Source organism: Nocardiopsis sp. M1B1 (assembly GCF_052466615.1).
This window is the reverse complement of sequence record NZ_CP196194.1, coordinates 4,648,764-4,663,080: the sequence shown is the minus strand read 5'-3', so window position 1 is coordinate 4,663,080 and position 14,317 is coordinate 4,648,764. Positions and strand designations below refer to the sequence as shown.

Below are 14,317 nucleotides of genomic sequence, written 5' to 3'. Positions count from 1 at the left end.
ACCGGACAGGACCCGACTCTAGGACAAGGGTGTCACGGCTGGTCGGGGCGGGGCCAGCCCGGTCCTCGCCGGAGGGGCTGCGCGGAGCGCGGTCGGCGCCGGGGCGGGTTGTCCACAGCCTCACACCGGGCCTTTCGCCCGGAGCTTCGCCGGGGGATCCTGGTGGGAGAGCGCACGCCCCCACCGCACGCGGATGGCCGGACCGTCGGTTCCCGGCCCCGCGACCCTGCTTCGCGTCGCGCCCGTCTCCTCGCTCTCCACCCATGGGAGGACGTCCACATGCAGCAGGAGTCCGCGGTCGCCCCGAGCCGGACCGCCCCCGACACCCCGTCCCCGCGGCAGGACCCGTGTGAGTCCGAGCACCGCAACGAGATCCTCGTGGCCGGGCGGATCACCGCCCGGCCCCTCATCCGCGAGCTGCCCAGCGGCGACCGGTTGGCCACGTGGCGGGTCTGTGTGGCCCGCACCCGCGACAGCCGCTACCGCGGACGCCGGTCCGACTCGATCACCTGCACCAGTTTCGACCGCGACCTGCACGAGGGGATCCGCGCCTGGCGGCTGGGCGACGTGGTCCGGATGACCGGGGAGCTGCGCCGCCGCACCTGGCGGGGCCGGGAGGGCGTACGCAGCGTGTGCGAGGTGGAGGTCAGGACCGCCACCCTGGTCCGGGCGGCCGACGGCCCCGAGCCCGGGGCGGTGCGGCGGTGAGGGCCCGCCGCGCGGGCTCACCAGCCCAGGCGGGACAGCGCCTCGCGTGCGGCGGGGCCGGACGGGTCCGCTGCCCGGTCCGCCCAGACCGCCGCGCACAGTGCGCGCAGCCCGTCCAGCCGGTCCCCGTCCCCCTCGACGCGCGGTGCGCCGCCGGTGACGGTCACCGTCCACCCCGCGCAGCGGGTGCGGTCGCCCTCGCGGACGACGGCCGGGTGCGTGTGGTTCATGCCCGACAGGTCCCACGCCAGGTAGCTGGGACGCTGGTGCTCGGGTGCGGCGAGGGCGTCCATCGGGGTGGCCACCCCCGTCAGCACCAGCATCCCGGCCGCGCCGTGCGTGGTCGCGCCCTCGATGTCGGTGTCCAGACGGTCGCCCACGATCAGGGGGTTGCGCGCTCCGGTGCGCAGGATGCCCTCCTCGTGCAGCGGACGCATGGGCTTTCCGGCGACGACGGGTTCGACCCCGGTGGCGTTGGCGATGACCCGGACGAAGGACCCGTTGCCGGGGGTCAGGCCCCACTCGCTGGGCGCGGTGGCGTCGTTGTTGCTGGCCACGTAGAACGCGCCGCGCCGGACCGCGACCGTGCCCTGGTCGAGCAGGTCGCGGGTCATGTGCCGGGAGTAGCCCTGCACCACGGCCACCACCGAGGGGCTGTCCACCGACACCGGGCGCAGTCCCATCCTGCGCACCGCCTGGCGCAGCGCGGTGTCGCCCACCACCAGTACGTCCGAACCCGCGGGGTGGTGTTCGCCCACCAGGCGGGCGGCGGCCTCCGCGGAGGTCACCACGTCCTCGGGGGCGGCGCCCACGCCCAGTTCGGTCAGGTGCTCGGCGATGCGCGCCGGGGTGCGCCCGGCGTTGTTGGTCACGAACGCCACCCGGGCTCCGGCGGCCCGCGCCTTGCCCACCGCCTCCGGTGCCGCCGGTACGGCCCGCGGGCCGATGTAGACCACCCCGTCCAGGTCCAGGAGCATCGCGTCGTGGATCTCGTTCAGGGGGCGGTCTGCGGCGAGCAGGGACATGGCGGAGAACCCGTTCCGTGTGATGGCGGTGGTCGTCTCCCAGGCTATGGCGCGGGTCCGCTCGGCCGGGACCGTCCGCCCGGGGCCGGGGTGTGCGCTGCATCGCTGATCCGCCGGTACGGCTGCGGGCGCCGGACGCCCCGGGGCGGGGGTCACCTGTCCCGGTTCACGGTCATCCAGCTGGACGCGAAGGCCACCGCCCCGGGGAGGGAGAACAGCCGTGCGGTGGCCTCGCCCACGGGGCCCGAGGTCACGGCCCCGGTGCTCTCGAAGTCGGCGCCCAGCCGTGCGAAGTCCTCCTCGTCCAGGAGCACGTCGGTGAAGGACACCCACTCCCGGCCGCCGTCCGGGGTCAGGACCGCGCATCCGGACCGCTCAGGGCGGGGCCGCGGGACGCGGTACTCGGCCAGGTGGAAGGCGGTGCAGGAGTCGAACCCCGTGCCCAGCAGCAGGACCTTGGCCCGGACGCGTTCCAGCGCGGCGAGCGGGGAGTCCTCGCCCAGGCGGCAGCCGACCGGGTGGTGCGCCATGAGGTCGCGGGCGAGGGGGCCCAGGGCGGCGAAGGAGGTCTGCGGGTTCGCGCTGCGTACCGCTCCCGGCCAGGTGCGCACCATCTCCGGGACGCGGCCCATGTACCTGCTCGGTGTCAGGCGCGGGTCGAACCCGGGCGCCTGCGCGCGGATGACCGGCCACCAGTCCTCGGGGACCGGGGGGTCGCACCACCCGGCGGGGTCGGTGTTGTCCATGGTCTGGGTGGGCACGACGAGCGTTCCCCCGGAGCCGACGGCGTCCATGAGGGCCTGCACGAGGGCCTGCTCACCACCGCACACCCAGCCCAGCGCGCTGAGGGAGGAGTGCACCAGGAGGGTGTCGGTGGGCGCGATCCCCAGCGCGGTCAGGTCGCGGGTCAGGGAGGCCCGGGTCTGCGGTCGGCCGGGGTTCTTCGCTCGGGCGGGCACGCTGGGGACTCCTCGGCTGGAAGGGAAGGGAGCAGATCACCATGGGTACAGCAGGCGGCCGGTGCCGGGCCAGTGGATATCGGACGGTCGGGGCCGGGGGGAGGCGCGCCGGGGGCGGGGGGTGGGGAAAACCCCAGGGTGCGCGTACGGTCGGCACCGTGGTCGCGGACGGGTCGCGCCGAGCACGATGGTCCCCATGTCCCTGACCAGAATCGCGGCGGCGGGCCTGGCCGCCGCCCTCCTGCTGCTCACCGCCGCACCCGCCCGGGCCGAGGTCCCCGACACGGCCCCGGGCGCGCTGACCCCCGAGGCCGTGGACGCCTACGTGTCCGACTACCTGGACGCCTCACCCCTTCCGGGGGCCGCCGTCGCCGTGACCCGGGGCACCGAGGTGGTGCGCGCGGCGGGCTACGGCACCGACTCGGAGGGCGGGGCGATCACCGCCGACACCCCCATGGGTGTGGCCTCGGTCAGCAAGGCCTTCACCGCCCTGGCCGTCATGCAGCTCGTGGAGGACGGCGCGCTCGCGCTCGACGACCGGGTGGCGCGGCATCTGCCGGGGTTCGTCCTCGATGACCCGCGTGCCGACCTCGTCACCGTTCGCCAACTGCTCACCCACACCTCGGGGATGTCCGACACCGCCTTCCGGGAGAAGAGCGCCCCCGCCGCCGAGGACCTGGAGGGGGCGCTCGCCAGGATGGCCGGCGCCGGGCTGGCCGCCGATCCGGGCACCGAGTTCCACTACCACAACCCCAACTACCACGTCGCGGCCCGGCTGGTGGAGGTCCTCGGCGGCCGCGCCTTCGGCGAGTACATGGACGAGCGCGTGTTCACACCGCTGGGCATGGACGACACGGTCACCGTCGACACCGCGGAGGAGGTCTTCGCGGCGGGGGTGGCGCCCGGGCACGTCGCCGTCCTGGGCGGGGCCGTCGCGGCGCCCGAGCCGCAGAGCTACTTCAACGGCGCGGGCGGCATGGTCACCACCGCGCACGACATGGCCCGCTGGCTGGTCGCGCAGAACAACGGGGGACGGGGAGCCGACGGCGCCCGCGTCCTGTCGGAGGAGGGAATCACCGCCACCCACACCCCGGTCGGCGGTGCGGGCGGCGACACCGCGCTGGGCTGGAACACCGGGGAGAGCCCGGCGGGCGACCCGATGGTCTCGCACGGGGGCATCCAGTTCACCTACACCGCGCACCAGGCGCTGCTGCCCGGGAGCGGGTACGGCATCGCGGTGATGGCCAACACCGGGCTGGGCAGCGCCGACGCCTCCGCGCTGCTGTACGGGCTGGTGGCCCTGGCCGAGGGCGGGGAGCCCGCCGCGTCGAGCGCTCCGGTGCTGTTGGCGCTCGACCTGGTGTCGGTCGCCCTGATCGGGCTGACCGGCTACCTCGCCCAGCGGGGTGTGCGGCGCGCCGGTGTCTGGACGGAGGCCGTCCGTGTGCGCCCCCGGTGGCGCGGCGCGGTGCGCCTGCTGCCGGGGCTGGCCGTCATGGTCGCGGCCGTGTTCCCGAACCGGTTGGCGGCGCTGCTGGCCCAGGGCCGCGACATGACCTGGGGGCAGACCTTCTACCTGGCCCCCGCCCCCCTGGTCCTGCTGGTGGCCGCCGCGCTCGCCTTCGCCGTGGTGTACGCGGCCCGGGCGGCCCGCCTCGTCGGAGCGCGGCGGTCGGCCCGGGGCCGCTCCCTCAGCCCAGGAGGCGCATGACCAGACCCGTGCGCGGTTTGGGGCCGAACGAGGTGGACTTGCGGGGGGTCAGCTCCCCGCGGTCGGCCACCGCGTACACCTGTTCCACGCGCAGCGGGGGCACGATGACGGCCGTGCCCTTCTCGTCGCGGGCGGCGGCGACCGCCTCGGCCGGGTCGTCGTGCACCATCCGCACCCGCTCCTCCGGTACCTCCCACAGCGGCAGCAGCACCTGGTGCAGGGCGGCCGTGGACAGGCGCCGCCACTGCGGGGAGCGGTCGGGCATGGCCCGCTCCAGCACCCGCTCGTCGAAGCCGTGCACCAGGTGGGCGTCGCCCTCGGCGGAGACCAGCAGCAGGGCGGGCGCCTCCACCCGGTCCAGGGCGTGTGCGCGGGGGGCCGCGACCCTTTCCACGAAGGCCACCGCGCGGGCGGCCTCGACCGCGGCGTCGGTGTCCAGGCCGGGCAGCACCCGGTGGATGGCGCCCAGCCGGGGCGGGTGGGTGTCGCTGTCCACGAGCAGGGCCAGCCCGTAGCGCCAGCCCGGGTCGTCGTGGGCGGTGCGCAGGCGCCGGTAGGCGGCGTAGCGGTGGTGTCCGTCGGCGATCAGCGCGGACCGGCCCGCCAGGTCTGCGCTGATCCGCCGCAGCACGGCGGGGTCGGTGACCGCCCACAGCCGGTGCTCGGCTCCGTCGCGGGTGCGCGCGTGCGTCAGCGGGGCGCCCGCGACCGCCTCGGTGGCGGCCGACGCGTACCCGTCGCCGCCCCGGTAGACCAGGAAGATCGGTTCGAGGTTGGCCCGGGCCAGGCCCATCAGGTGGAACCGGTCGCGCACCGGCGGGTCGGCCACGTCCTCGTGCGGGCGCACGGCGGGTTCGGCGCCCTCCTCGGGCAGGCGCAGGTTGCCCACCAGTCCGCGCTGGCGCCGCCCGTCGGCCGTAACCTGCTCGTACACGTACAGCGCCGGTCGCGGATCCAGCGCGAGCACCCCGTCGTCGATCCAGCTGCGCAGCAGGTCGGCGGCCGTGCGGTAGCGGCGCGGCACGGCCGTCCCCGTCCCGGCGGGGCTCTGGCGGCTCAGCTCGAAGGGCAGGGTGACCCGCGCCGCGTTGTGCGGGTCGGAGCGCTGGAGCGCCCGCGCCTCGTCGGCGTCGGGGATGTCGTAGGGAGGGGCCAGGAGCCGTGCGAGGTCGAACTCCCCGTCGACGAAGCGGTCCGCGTCGGGGTCGGTGTAGCGCAGACCGCGGAAGGGCGCCAGTTCGAGAGGTTGGCGTGGCATCCCAGCACGGTACCCGTCACCGCTCTCCGTGCGGCCGGTTCAGAGGAGTTTTCGCACGCGCAGCATGTCGCCGACGCTGGCGTCGATCCTGACCCGGCGGCCGAGCACGGCCTTGGCCACGTCCAGGCGGTCCTCGGCCAGGGCCACGAGGTCCTCGCTGCTCACGGTGATCCGCACCTGTGCCCGGGGCGCGGGCCGGTCCGCGGGTCGGTGGGTGACGTCGACCAGGCCGTCGAGGGTGAGCCGCATGTCGAAGACGGTCTCCAGGTCGGGGACCTCCACGCTCAGGGAGCGTTCGCGGATGTACTTGCGGCGCTTCTCGTCGGGTTGGGCGAGGATGCGCTGGTTCACCTTCTCGATGCCGGCGCGACACGTGTCGATGCTGCTCATGGCCACATCATGCCCCAGGCGCCGGGCGTTCGCGTCCTTGTGGTGCCATCGGGACGAATGGGGCGGTCTTGGGAGTTCGCGTGTCAACGGCGGTTCGGTCCCGGTAGCGTTGGCCACGGCCCCCCGTCGCGCAGCGGCTCGCCCTGCCCGCGCCCCTTCCCCTTTCGCGGTCCCACCAAGGAGCACTTGTCATCATGGTCGTCGACGCGGTACGCACCTACCTCGATGCCGCCAGTGGCCTCACCGAACTCTCGCGCAAGCAGGCCGTCGCCGCGGCCAAGGCCCTGCTCAGGGCGAACGGTCCCGCCGCGCCGACCGCGGCGGAGGGGGAGAGCCTGCCGCCGCGGGTGGGGCAGAGCATCCAGAACCTGGCCGGGGAGCTCATCGAGACCAGCCAGGCCAACCGCGCGGCCATCGCCGACCTGGTCCGCTCCGAGGTCGGGCGCCAGCTGGAGCGGATGGACGTGGTGCCGCGCGCCGACCACGAGCGGCTGGTGCGCCGGGTCGCCGAACTCGAACGCCGCCTGGCCGCCCGTCACGCGGTCGAGCGCGTTCTGGCCCCCGTCGAGGCGGGCGCGTCCTCGCCGGTGCGCCCCGCGGCCGCCGCGGAGGCCGACGGTTCCGGAGCCGGGGTGTCCGCCGGGGACGGTGCCGCGGCCGGGTCCGACGAGGGCGGTGCCGGGGCGAGCGCCGAGTCCGGCGCGGTCGCGACCGAAGGCGCCGCGAAGGCCGCCGGGGCCCGGGACGCGCGAGAGGCCGACGACGACGGCGCGGACGCCTCCGCGGACGGGGCCGGTGCCGCGGCCGAAGACGGGGCCGACGCCCGGGACGCCGACAAGCCCGCGGCCAGGAAGCCCCGTACCGCGGCCAAGACGGCCCGAGCGCGCACCGCCGCCAAGCGCACCACCAAGAGCAGGGGCACCACGAAGAAGTAGAGTCGGACCAGCGCGAACACCGGGAGAGGCATGGACCCCAACGAGCAGGCTCAGGCACTGGCCGAGCAGACCCTGCGCAGTACCAGGGAGCGGCTGGAGTCGCTGGAGTCCCTGCCCACCGCCGAGCACGTCGCGGTCTTCGACACCCTGCACCAGGAGCTGTCCGGGGTGCTCGGCGCGCTCGACCAGGGCGCCGGCGCCCCCGAACAGCCCCGGTATCCTCGGTAACCATGGCAAAACGCACCCGGCTCGACGCGGAACTGGTCCGCCGCGGGCACGCACGATCCCGTGGACACGCCGCCGAGATCATCGAGGGCGGCTTCGTCAAGGTCGCGGGGATCGTGGCCTCCAAGGCCGCGACCCAGGTCGGCCAGGACCAGCCCATCGTGGTCCGTCCGCCCTCCGACGAACCCCCCTACGTCTCCCGCGGCGCCCACAAGCTCATCGGGGCCCTCGACGCCTTCGAGCTCGACGTCACCGACCGCCGGGCCCTGGACGCGGGCGCCTCCACCGGCGGGTTCACCGACGTGCTGCTGCGCCGCAGGGCGGCCCACGTCACCGCCGTGGACGTGGGCTACGGCCAACTGGCCTGGTCGCTGCGCAGCAACGACCGCGTGCGCGTGATGGAGCGGGTCAACGTCCGCGAGCTCACCCCCGAGCAGATCGGTGAGCCCCGCCCCGACCTGGTCGTGGGCGACCTGTCGTTCATCTCGCTGCGCCTGGTGCTGGGGGCGCTGCGGGACTGCGTGGCCGCCGACGCCGACTTCGTGCTCATGGTCAAGCCCCAGTTCGAGGTGGGCAGGGACAAGGTCGGCGCCGGGGGAGTGGTCCGCGAGCCGGAGCTGCGCGCCGAGGCCGTCTCCGACGTGGCCGCGCACGCCCTCACCCTGGGGCTGGGCACCGTCGGCGTCACCGCCAGTCCCCTGCCGGGCCCCTCCGGCAACGTCGAGTACTTCCTGTGGATGCGCGCGGGGGCCGCGCCCCTGGACCCGGACGTATTGGCCCGGGCCGTGGAGGAGGGGCCGCGTTAGCGACCGTGGTGAGCGTGTCTCAGGAGTCCGGTAACGTGACCCGGCCGGGTCGGCGAACGCCCCGGCCAGCACTTCAGACTCCCCGCGGGGGAGTGAACGTAAGGGGACGGCGATGACCAGCGGACGCAGTGTTCTCCTGCTGGCCCACACCGGTCGGCCCGCCGCGGTACGCAGCGCCCAACTGGTCCACGAGAGCCTGAGCAGGGCCGGGCTGACCGTGCGCATGCTCAAGAACGAGATCGAGGAACTGGCCGCGGAGGACTGCGTGCTCTCCCCGGTCGAGGTCGTGGAACCGGGGGAGGCGGCCCAGGGCGTCGAGCTGGTCATGGTGCTCGGCGGCGACGGCACCCTGCTGCGCGCCGCGGAGATCGCCCGCCCGGCCGGGGCGCCCCTGCTGGGGGTGAACCTGGGCCACGTGGGGTTCCTGGCCGAGGCCGAGCGCGAGGACCTGGGCGCGACCGTGCGCAGTGTCGTCAACCGCGACTACTACGTCGAGGAGCGCATGACCCTGGACGTGGCGGTCTTCAACGGGGGCCGGGGCGACGGGAGCCCGCCCGTGCGCAACTGGGCGCTCAACGACGCGACCCTGGAGAAGGGCGAGGCGCGCCGCATCCTGGAGACCGTCCTGGAGATCGACGGCCGTCCGCTCTCGCGCTGGGCCTGCGACGGTGTGGTGTGCGCCACCCCCACGGGTTCCACCGCGCACGCCTTCTCCGCGGGCGGCCCGGTGGTGTGGCCGGACGTGGACGCCCTGATGGTCGTGCCGCTCAGCGCGCACGCCCTGTTCGCTCGGCCGCTGGTGGTGGGGCCCAACGCGACCGTGGCCCTGGAGGTGGTTCCGGCCACGGCGCCGGGCGTGCTCTGGTGCGACGGACGGCGTATGGTCGAATTGCCCGCGGGGGCACGAATCGAGATCACCCGTGCCGACACGCCGGTTCGGCTGGCCCGGCTGCACCGGGCGCCGTTCACCGACCGGCTGGTGGCCAAGTTCGGGCTGTCGGTCGCCGGATGGCGGGGCCGTAGCGAGCACGGTCGCTGACCGGGCCGCGCGGCCCGGTGCTCGGTGCGCGTGTGTGGGCAGTGGCGTCAACTACAGGAGAGGGATCGGTGCTCGAAGAAGTCCGTATCCAGGGACTCGGGGTCATTGACGACGCCGTTTTGGAGTTGTCACCGGGGCTGACCGTCGTCACCGGCGAGACCGGCGCGGGAAAGACCATGGTCGTCACCGGGCTCGGGCTGCTCTTCGGCGGGCGGGCCGACCCCCAGCGTGTACGTCCGGGTGCGGACCGGGCCGTGGTGGAGGGGCGCCTGACCGTCCCCTCGGGCGGCCGGGTGGCCGCCCGGGTGCTGGAGGCGGGGGGCGACATCGACGACGACGTCCTCATCCTCACCCGCGCGGTGTCGGCCGAGGGCCGCTCCCGCGCCACCATGGGCGGCCGGTCCGCCCCCGTGAGCCTGCTCGCCTACCTCGCCGACGACCTGGTCGCCGTGCACGGCCAGTCCGACCAGCAGCGCCTGCTGCGCTCGGACCGGCAGCGCTCCTCCCTGGACCGCTTCGCGGGCGAGCCGCTGACCAAGGCGCTCAAGCAGTACACCGTGGCCTACCGGCGCCACCGGGAGGTGACGGCGGAGCTGGAGGAGCTGGTGGAGCAGGCGCGCGAGCGCGCCCAGGAGGCCGACATGCTCCGCTTCGGCGCGGAGGAGATCGCCGCCGCCGAGCCCCAGCCCGGTGAGGACGCCGAACTGCTCGCGGAGGAGACGCGGCTGGCGCACGCCGACAGCCTGCGGGTGGCGGCCACCACCGCCCACGAGGCGCTGGCCGGGGACCCGGCCTCCGACGTGGAGGTGGACGTGGCCGCGCTGCTCTCGGCGGCCCGGCAGGCTGTGACGGCGGTGCGTGAGCACGACGCCGAGCTGGCCGCGATCGGCGAGCGGTTGGACGAGGCCTCCTACATCCTCACCGACGCCGCCACCGAGCTGGCCTCCTACGCCGAGTCGGTGGACGCCGACCCCGCCCGCCTGGCCCTGGTGCAGGAGCGCCGCGCGCTGCTCACCTCGCTCTCGCGCAAGTACGGCCCGACCACGGACGAGGTGCTGGCCTGGGCCGAGAACGCGGCCAAGCGCTTGGCCGACCTGGAGGGCGACGACGAGCGCATCGACGCGCTGCGCGCCGAGGCCGACGATCTGCACGAGCGCATGGACCGGTTCGCCGCCGAGCTGACCCGTGTGCGCACCGAGGCCGCCGACCGGTTCGGGGAGGCCGTGACCGAGGAGCTGACCGCGCTGGCCATGCCGCACGCGCGCGTGAGCGTGCGCATCACCACGGGTGAGGAGTTCGGCCAGCACGGGCGCGACGAGGTCGAGGTCCTGCTGGCCCCGCACCCCAGTTCCCCGCCCCTGGCCCTGCACAAGGGCGCCTCGGGCGGTGAGCTCTCGCGCGTGATGCTGGCCATCGAGGTGGTCTTCGCCGGCGCCGACCCGGTGCCCACGTTCGTCTTCGACGAGGTGGACGCGGGTGTGGGCGGCAAGGCCGCGGTGGAGATCGGCCGCCGGCTGGCCCGGCTGGCCCGGCGCGCCCAGGTCATCGTGGTCACGCACCTGCCGCAGGTCGCGGCGTTCGCCGACGCCCACCTGGTGGTGGAGAAGTCCACCGAGGGCCTGGTCACCGAGAGTGGTGTGGTGCGGCTGGACCGAGGGGGCCGGGTCCGGGAGCTGTCGCGGATGCTGGCGGGGCTGGAGGACTCCGAGCTGGGCCGTGCCCACGCCGAGGAGCTGCTCACCAACGCCGACCCGGAGCGTGCCTACCCGGCGGCCTGACCTGGGCGTTGTGTACACGTTCGGAACGGATGTGTGACCTTCCGGCGTTTCGGGGTAGTGGGCGGGCAGGTCGCCGTGTTCGTCCCGGAACGGGGTGAGGTCGGCGGTCTCGACCGGAACACGCCGTTCTCACAGCTGTGATGACTCTCCGTAGGTGAGTTCTGACAGTATGCCAGCGATGAAGGTATCGGATGCGCTCAGCGCCACAGTCATGCGGTTCCGCCGCACCCGGGCGGACGCTCCCACAGGGCTGATCGCGCCCGTCCGCTCGGACCGGCGCACCAAGAACCTGACCAAACGTCTGCGACCGGGCGACATCGCGGTCATCGACCACGTCGACCTGGACCGCGTCAGTGCCGAGGCCCTGGTGGGCTGCGGTGTGTCGGCGGTCCTCAACGTCGCCACGAGCATCAGCGGCCGCTACCCCAACCAGGGGCCGGAGATGATCGTGGACGCGGGGATCCCCCTGGTCGACGACGTCGACCCCGAGGTGTTCACCCGCGTCCACGACGGCGAGCGGCTCCGCCTGGAGGGCGCCACCCTGTACCGCGGCGACGAGGTCGTCGCGCGCGGCACCCTCCAGGACCAGGGGACCGTCAGCGCGGCGATGGAGGAGGCCCGCGCGGGGCTGGCCACACAGTTGGAGGCCTTCGCGGCCAACACCATGGCCTACCTCCAGCACGAGCGCGACCTGCTCCTGGACGGCATCGGCATCCCCACCATCGAGACCGACATCGAGGGCCGCCACGTCCTCATCGTGGTCCGCGGCTACCACTACCGGGAGGACATCGCGGCGCTGCGGCCCTACATCCGCGAGTTCCGGCCGGTCATCATCGCCGTGGACGGCGGGGCGGACGCGGTCATGGAGGCGGGGTACAAGCCCGACATCATCGTCGGCGACTTCGACTCGGTCTCGGACCGGGCGCTGGCCAGCGGGGCCGAGCTGGTCGTGCACGCCTACCGCGACGGCAGGGCCCCGGGCCTGCCCAGGCTCACCGACCTGGGGCACGGCGCGGTGGTCTTCCCCGCCACGGGCACCAGCGAGGACGTGGCGATGATGCTCGCCGACGGCGCGGGCGCCGCGCTCATCGTGGCCGTGGGCACCCACGCCACCCTGGAGGAGTTCCTCGACAAGGGCAGGGCGGGGATGGCCAGCACCTTCCTGACCCGGCTGCGGGTGGGCGGCAAGCTCGTCGACGCCAAGGGCGTCAGCCGCCTGTACCGCTCGCGCATCTCCCCCTGGGCCCTGCTCGGGCTGGTCGCGGCCTGCCTGCTCACCATCGTGGTCGCCGCCTACAGCTCACCGGCGGGCCAGGTCTACCTCACCTTTCTCGCGGCGCGCTGGGACGCGTTCTCCTACTGGTTGACAGGGCTGTTGACGTGATCGATTTCCGCTACCACCTGGTGTCCATCGTCGCGGTGTTCCTCGCGCTCACCGTGGGGCTCGTCCTGGGGACCACCATGCTCCAGGACCCGCTGCTCAACACGCTCCAGTCCGAGACCGCCGACCTGCGCAGCCAGAGCGAGGAACTGCGCGCCGAGCGCGACGCCGCCGACCAGGTCAACGCCGGGGCCGACCGGATGGCCGAGGCCGTGTCCGACGACACGCTCTCCGGTCTGCTCACCGACCTGGGCGTGGTGGTCGTGAGCGCTCCCGGAGCCGACACCGAGACGGCCGACGCCCTGGCCGGGCGCGTGGAGCAGGCTGGCGGGGAGGTCGTCGGCCGGGTCCAGATCAGCGACGCGTTCCTGGACGGCGGCAACGCCACCTTCGTCGACGAGTTGGCCCTGCAGATCACCCAGGACCCCCAGGACCTGTCCGGCAGCCCCCACGAGAAGGCGGGCGCCGAGATCGGCCGCGCCCTGGCCGCCGCGGAGGAGGAGCCCTCCGAGGAGGGGGACCCCGGTGAGGAGAAGGCGTCCCCGTCCGACGACCCGTCCGCCCGAGAGGGGGAGGGCGGTGACGGCGGCTACGATCCGTCGGCAGTCCTGGAGGCCTTCACCGAGGGCGGGCTGATCACGGTCGAGGGGGACCCCGCCGAGTCCTCCGACGCCGTGGTCGTCCTCGCGCCCCCGGGCGGGTCCTCGCCCGAGGGTCAGGACCCGCAGACCGCCAACGCGGTGCTGAACACGATCACCACGGCCCTGCACCAGGAGGTCGGCGCCACCGTCGTGGCCGGTGACGGGCCCTCCGCCCGGGGCGAGGGGATGCTCGCGCAGGCGCGCGCCGCGGAGGCGGCCTTCGCCACCGTGGACGTGGCCAGCCGTCCGATGGGCGAGGTCATCACGGTCCTGGCCCTGGCCGAGAACCTGGAGGAGGCCGGGGGAGCGTACGGCATCGGCGAGGGGGCGGCGGGCTTCCTCCCCGACCCGCTGCCCGAGCCGCGCGAGGTCTCCGAGGACTCCTCCGAGGCCTCCGCGGAGCCCACCGGGAGCGAGGGCGCCGGCGACGCGGGCGGCGGCACCGACGAGGCCCGCCGCACCGTCCGGGACGGGGAGTGACACCGTTGACCACCCCCGTCCCCCTCGCGGACCCCGGGTCCGCGGCCGCGCGGTTCCTGGCCCAGGGGCTGACCGGCGCCCTGCTCGGAGCCGCCGCGGCCTCCACGGCCTACTCCCTGTTCACCCGGGGCCGCCGCGCCCGGCCCGGAGCCGTCCGTGTGGTCGTCCCCGGCGCACCGGACACAGGCGCCACGCCACGCACGCCCGTCGCCCCGCCCGCGCCCGACATGTCGAACGCGTCCGCCGCACCCGAAGAGCCGGACGTCTGGCTGCGCACCAACTTCCGCGGCCGCCGCGTCACCCTGCGCCAGGGGCCCGCGCTGGCCTGCGGCGTGTGCGCGGCCGTCCTGCTCGTGCCCGGCCCCGGCCCGCGCGTGCGCGCCGCCTCCGCGCTGGCCGCGGCGGGCGCCGCCGCCTTCGGGGTCTACGACGACCTGGCGGGCTCGTCCCGGGCCCGCGGCCTGCGCGGGCACCTGGGCGCCCTGGCGGGCGGCCGGGTCACCACCGGCATGGTCAAGATGGCGGGCATCGGGATCACCGGGGTCGCCGCCGCACGCCTGCTGCACCGCTCGCCGCTGGACACCGTGCTGGACGGGGCGCTCATCGCCGCCAGCGCCAACCTGCTCAACCTGTTCGACCTGCGCCCCGGACGCGCGGCCAAGGTCGCGCTGTTCGCCGCCGCCCCCGCCCTGGCCTCCCCGGCCGCGCCGCTGCTGGGCCCCGTCTTGGGTGCCTCGGCCGCGCTGCTGCCCGACGAGCTGGCCGAGCGCTCCATGCTCGGCGACGCCGGGGCCAACGCCCTGGGCGCCGCCCTGGGCGCTGCCGCCGCGGCCCGGGCGCCCCGCCCCGTGCGCGCGGCGCTGCTCGCGGGGGTCGCCGCCCTGACCCTGGCCAGCGAGCGCGTCAGCTTCTCCCGCGTCATCGACCGCGTTCCGGCCCTGCGCCTCCTCGACCGCTGGGGCAGGCGCGAGTGAGACGGCC

At 74.9% G+C, this 14,317-nt stretch carries 14 protein-coding genes; 10 read left to right on the top strand and 4 right to left on the bottom strand.

Features of this window, described 5'->3' with window-relative positions; translation table 11 throughout:
• Positions 1-279 precede the first annotated feature (279 nt).
• Positions 280-708 carry a single-stranded DNA-binding protein gene (locus ACSTA4_RS20235; protein WP_444960626.1) on the top strand — a complete coding sequence of 143 codons (429 nt, stop codon included), beginning with the start codon at positions 280-282 and terminating at the stop codon, positions 706-708.
• 17 nt (positions 709-725) lie between these two features.
• On the opposite strand, the gene ACSTA4_RS20230 is transcribed toward ACSTA4_RS20235, so the two are convergent.
• Together ACSTA4_RS20230 and ACSTA4_RS20225 are read right to left on the bottom strand one after the other, a co-directional pair.
• Positions 726-1,733 carry an HAD-IIA family hydrolase gene (locus ACSTA4_RS20230; RefSeq protein ID WP_444960625.1) on the bottom strand — a complete coding sequence of 336 codons (1,008 nt, stop codon included), beginning with the start codon at positions 1,731-1,733 and terminating at the stop codon, positions 726-728.
• 152 nt (positions 1,734-1,885) lie between these two features.
• Entirely contained in the window at positions 1,886-2,692 is an 807-nt protein-coding gene (locus tag ACSTA4_RS20225) for an aminoglycoside N(3)-acetyltransferase (protein ID WP_444960624.1), read from the bottom strand.
• A 196-nt stretch (positions 2,693-2,888) separates the two neighbouring features.
• On the opposite strand from ACSTA4_RS20225, the gene ACSTA4_RS20220 reads away from it, so the two are divergent.
• Positions 2,889-4,403, top strand: a complete 1,515-nt coding sequence (locus tag ACSTA4_RS20220; protein WP_444960623.1) for a serine hydrolase domain-containing protein — start codon at positions 2,889-2,891, stop codon at positions 4,401-4,403.
• On the opposite strand, the gene ACSTA4_RS20215 is transcribed toward ACSTA4_RS20220, so the two are convergent.
• Both ACSTA4_RS20215 and ACSTA4_RS20210 read right to left on the bottom strand, forming a co-directional pair.
• Positions 4,384-5,661: a DUF1015 family protein gene (locus ACSTA4_RS20215; protein ID WP_444960622.1), complete on the bottom strand. Its 1,278-nt coding sequence runs from the start codon at positions 5,659-5,661 to the stop codon at positions 4,384-4,386. The genes ACSTA4_RS20220 and ACSTA4_RS20215 overlap by 20 nt on opposite strands.
• 39 nt (positions 5,662-5,700) lie before the next feature.
• Positions 5,701-6,051: an SCP2 sterol-binding domain-containing protein gene (locus tag ACSTA4_RS20210; RefSeq protein ID WP_444960621.1), complete on the bottom strand. Its 351-nt coding sequence runs from the start codon at positions 6,049-6,051 to the stop codon at positions 5,701-5,703.
• A 194-nt stretch (positions 6,052-6,245) separates the two neighbouring features.
• Here ACSTA4_RS20210 and ACSTA4_RS20205 point away from each other — a divergent pair, with 194 nt between their 5' ends.
• The 8 genes from ACSTA4_RS20205 (at position 6,246) to ACSTA4_RS20170 (ending at position 14,310) form a co-directional block, all read left to right on the top strand.
• Positions 6,246-6,986, top strand: a complete 741-nt coding sequence (locus ACSTA4_RS20205; protein WP_444960620.1) for a membrane fusogenic activity family protein — start codon at positions 6,246-6,248, stop codon at positions 6,984-6,986.
• A 30-nt stretch (positions 6,987-7,016) separates the two neighbouring features.
• Positions 7,017-7,214, top strand: a complete 198-nt coding sequence (locus ACSTA4_RS20200; RefSeq protein WP_248771270.1) for a hypothetical protein — start codon at positions 7,017-7,019, stop codon at positions 7,212-7,214.
• 2 nt (positions 7,215-7,216) lie between these two features.
• On the top strand, positions 7,217-8,017 hold the full coding sequence (locus ACSTA4_RS20195) for a TlyA family RNA methyltransferase (RefSeq protein ID WP_444960619.1): 801 nt from the start codon (positions 7,217-7,219) through the stop codon (positions 8,015-8,017).
• A 112-nt stretch (positions 8,018-8,129) separates the two neighbouring features.
• Positions 8,130-9,056, top strand: coding sequence for an NAD kinase (locus tag ACSTA4_RS20190; protein ID WP_444960618.1), 927 nt, complete (start codon positions 8,130-8,132; stop codon positions 9,054-9,056).
• Positions 9,057-9,124: 68 nt separating this feature from the next.
• Positions 9,125-10,834: a DNA repair protein RecN gene (gene recN / locus ACSTA4_RS20185; protein ID WP_444960617.1), complete on the top strand. Its 1,710-nt coding sequence runs from the start codon at positions 9,125-9,127 to the stop codon at positions 10,832-10,834.
• A gap of 211 nt (positions 10,835-11,045) precedes the next feature.
• Complete coding sequence (gene steA, locus ACSTA4_RS20180; protein ID WP_444964221.1) at positions 11,046-12,218, top strand: putative cytokinetic ring protein SteA; 1,173 nt, start codon at positions 11,046-11,048, stop codon at positions 12,216-12,218.
• Positions 12,215-13,336, top strand: coding sequence for a copper transporter (locus ACSTA4_RS20175; RefSeq protein ID WP_444960616.1), 1,122 nt, complete (start codon positions 12,215-12,217; stop codon positions 13,334-13,336). The genes steA and ACSTA4_RS20175 overlap by 4 nt, the downstream gene beginning before the upstream one ends.
• Positions 13,337-13,341: 5 nt before the next feature.
• Positions 13,342-14,310, top strand: coding sequence for a hypothetical protein (locus ACSTA4_RS20170; protein ID WP_444960615.1), 969 nt, complete (start codon positions 13,342-13,344; stop codon positions 14,308-14,310).
• The last annotated feature ends 7 nt before the right edge of the window (positions 14,311-14,317 follow it).

Bases quoted from the DNA above. Each gene is read 5' to 3' on its own strand.
- ACSTA4_RS20235 (WP_444960626.1), top strand. From the start codon at position 280: ATGCAGCAGGAGTCCGCGGTCGCCCCGAGCCGGACCGCCCCCGACACC.
- ACSTA4_RS20230 (WP_444960625.1), bottom strand. From the start codon at position 1,733: ATGTCCCTGCTCGCCGCAGACCGCCCCCTGAACGAGATCCACGACGCG.
- ACSTA4_RS20220 (WP_444960623.1), top strand. From the start codon at position 2,889: ATGTCCCTGACCAGAATCGCGGCGGCGGGCCTGGCCGCCGCCCTCCTG.
- ACSTA4_RS20215 (WP_444960622.1), bottom strand. From the start codon at position 5,661: ATGCCACGCCAACCTCTCGAACTGGCGCCCTTCCGCGGTCTGCGCTAC.
- ACSTA4_RS20210 (WP_444960621.1), bottom strand. From the start codon at position 6,051: ATGAGCAGCATCGACACGTGTCGCGCCGGCATCGAGAAGGTGAACCAG.
- ACSTA4_RS20205 (WP_444960620.1), top strand. From the start codon at position 6,246: ATGGTCGTCGACGCGGTACGCACCTACCTCGATGCCGCCAGTGGCCTC.
- ACSTA4_RS20200 (WP_248771270.1), top strand. From the start codon at position 7,017: ATGGACCCCAACGAGCAGGCTCAGGCACTGGCCGAGCAGACCCTGCGC.
- ACSTA4_RS20195 (WP_444960619.1), top strand. From the start codon at position 7,217: ATGGCAAAACGCACCCGGCTCGACGCGGAACTGGTCCGCCGCGGGCAC.
- ACSTA4_RS20190 (WP_444960618.1), top strand. From the start codon at position 8,130: ATGACCAGCGGACGCAGTGTTCTCCTGCTGGCCCACACCGGTCGGCCC.
- steA (WP_444964221.1), top strand. From the start codon at position 11,046: ATGCGGTTCCGCCGCACCCGGGCGGACGCTCCCACAGGGCTGATCGCG.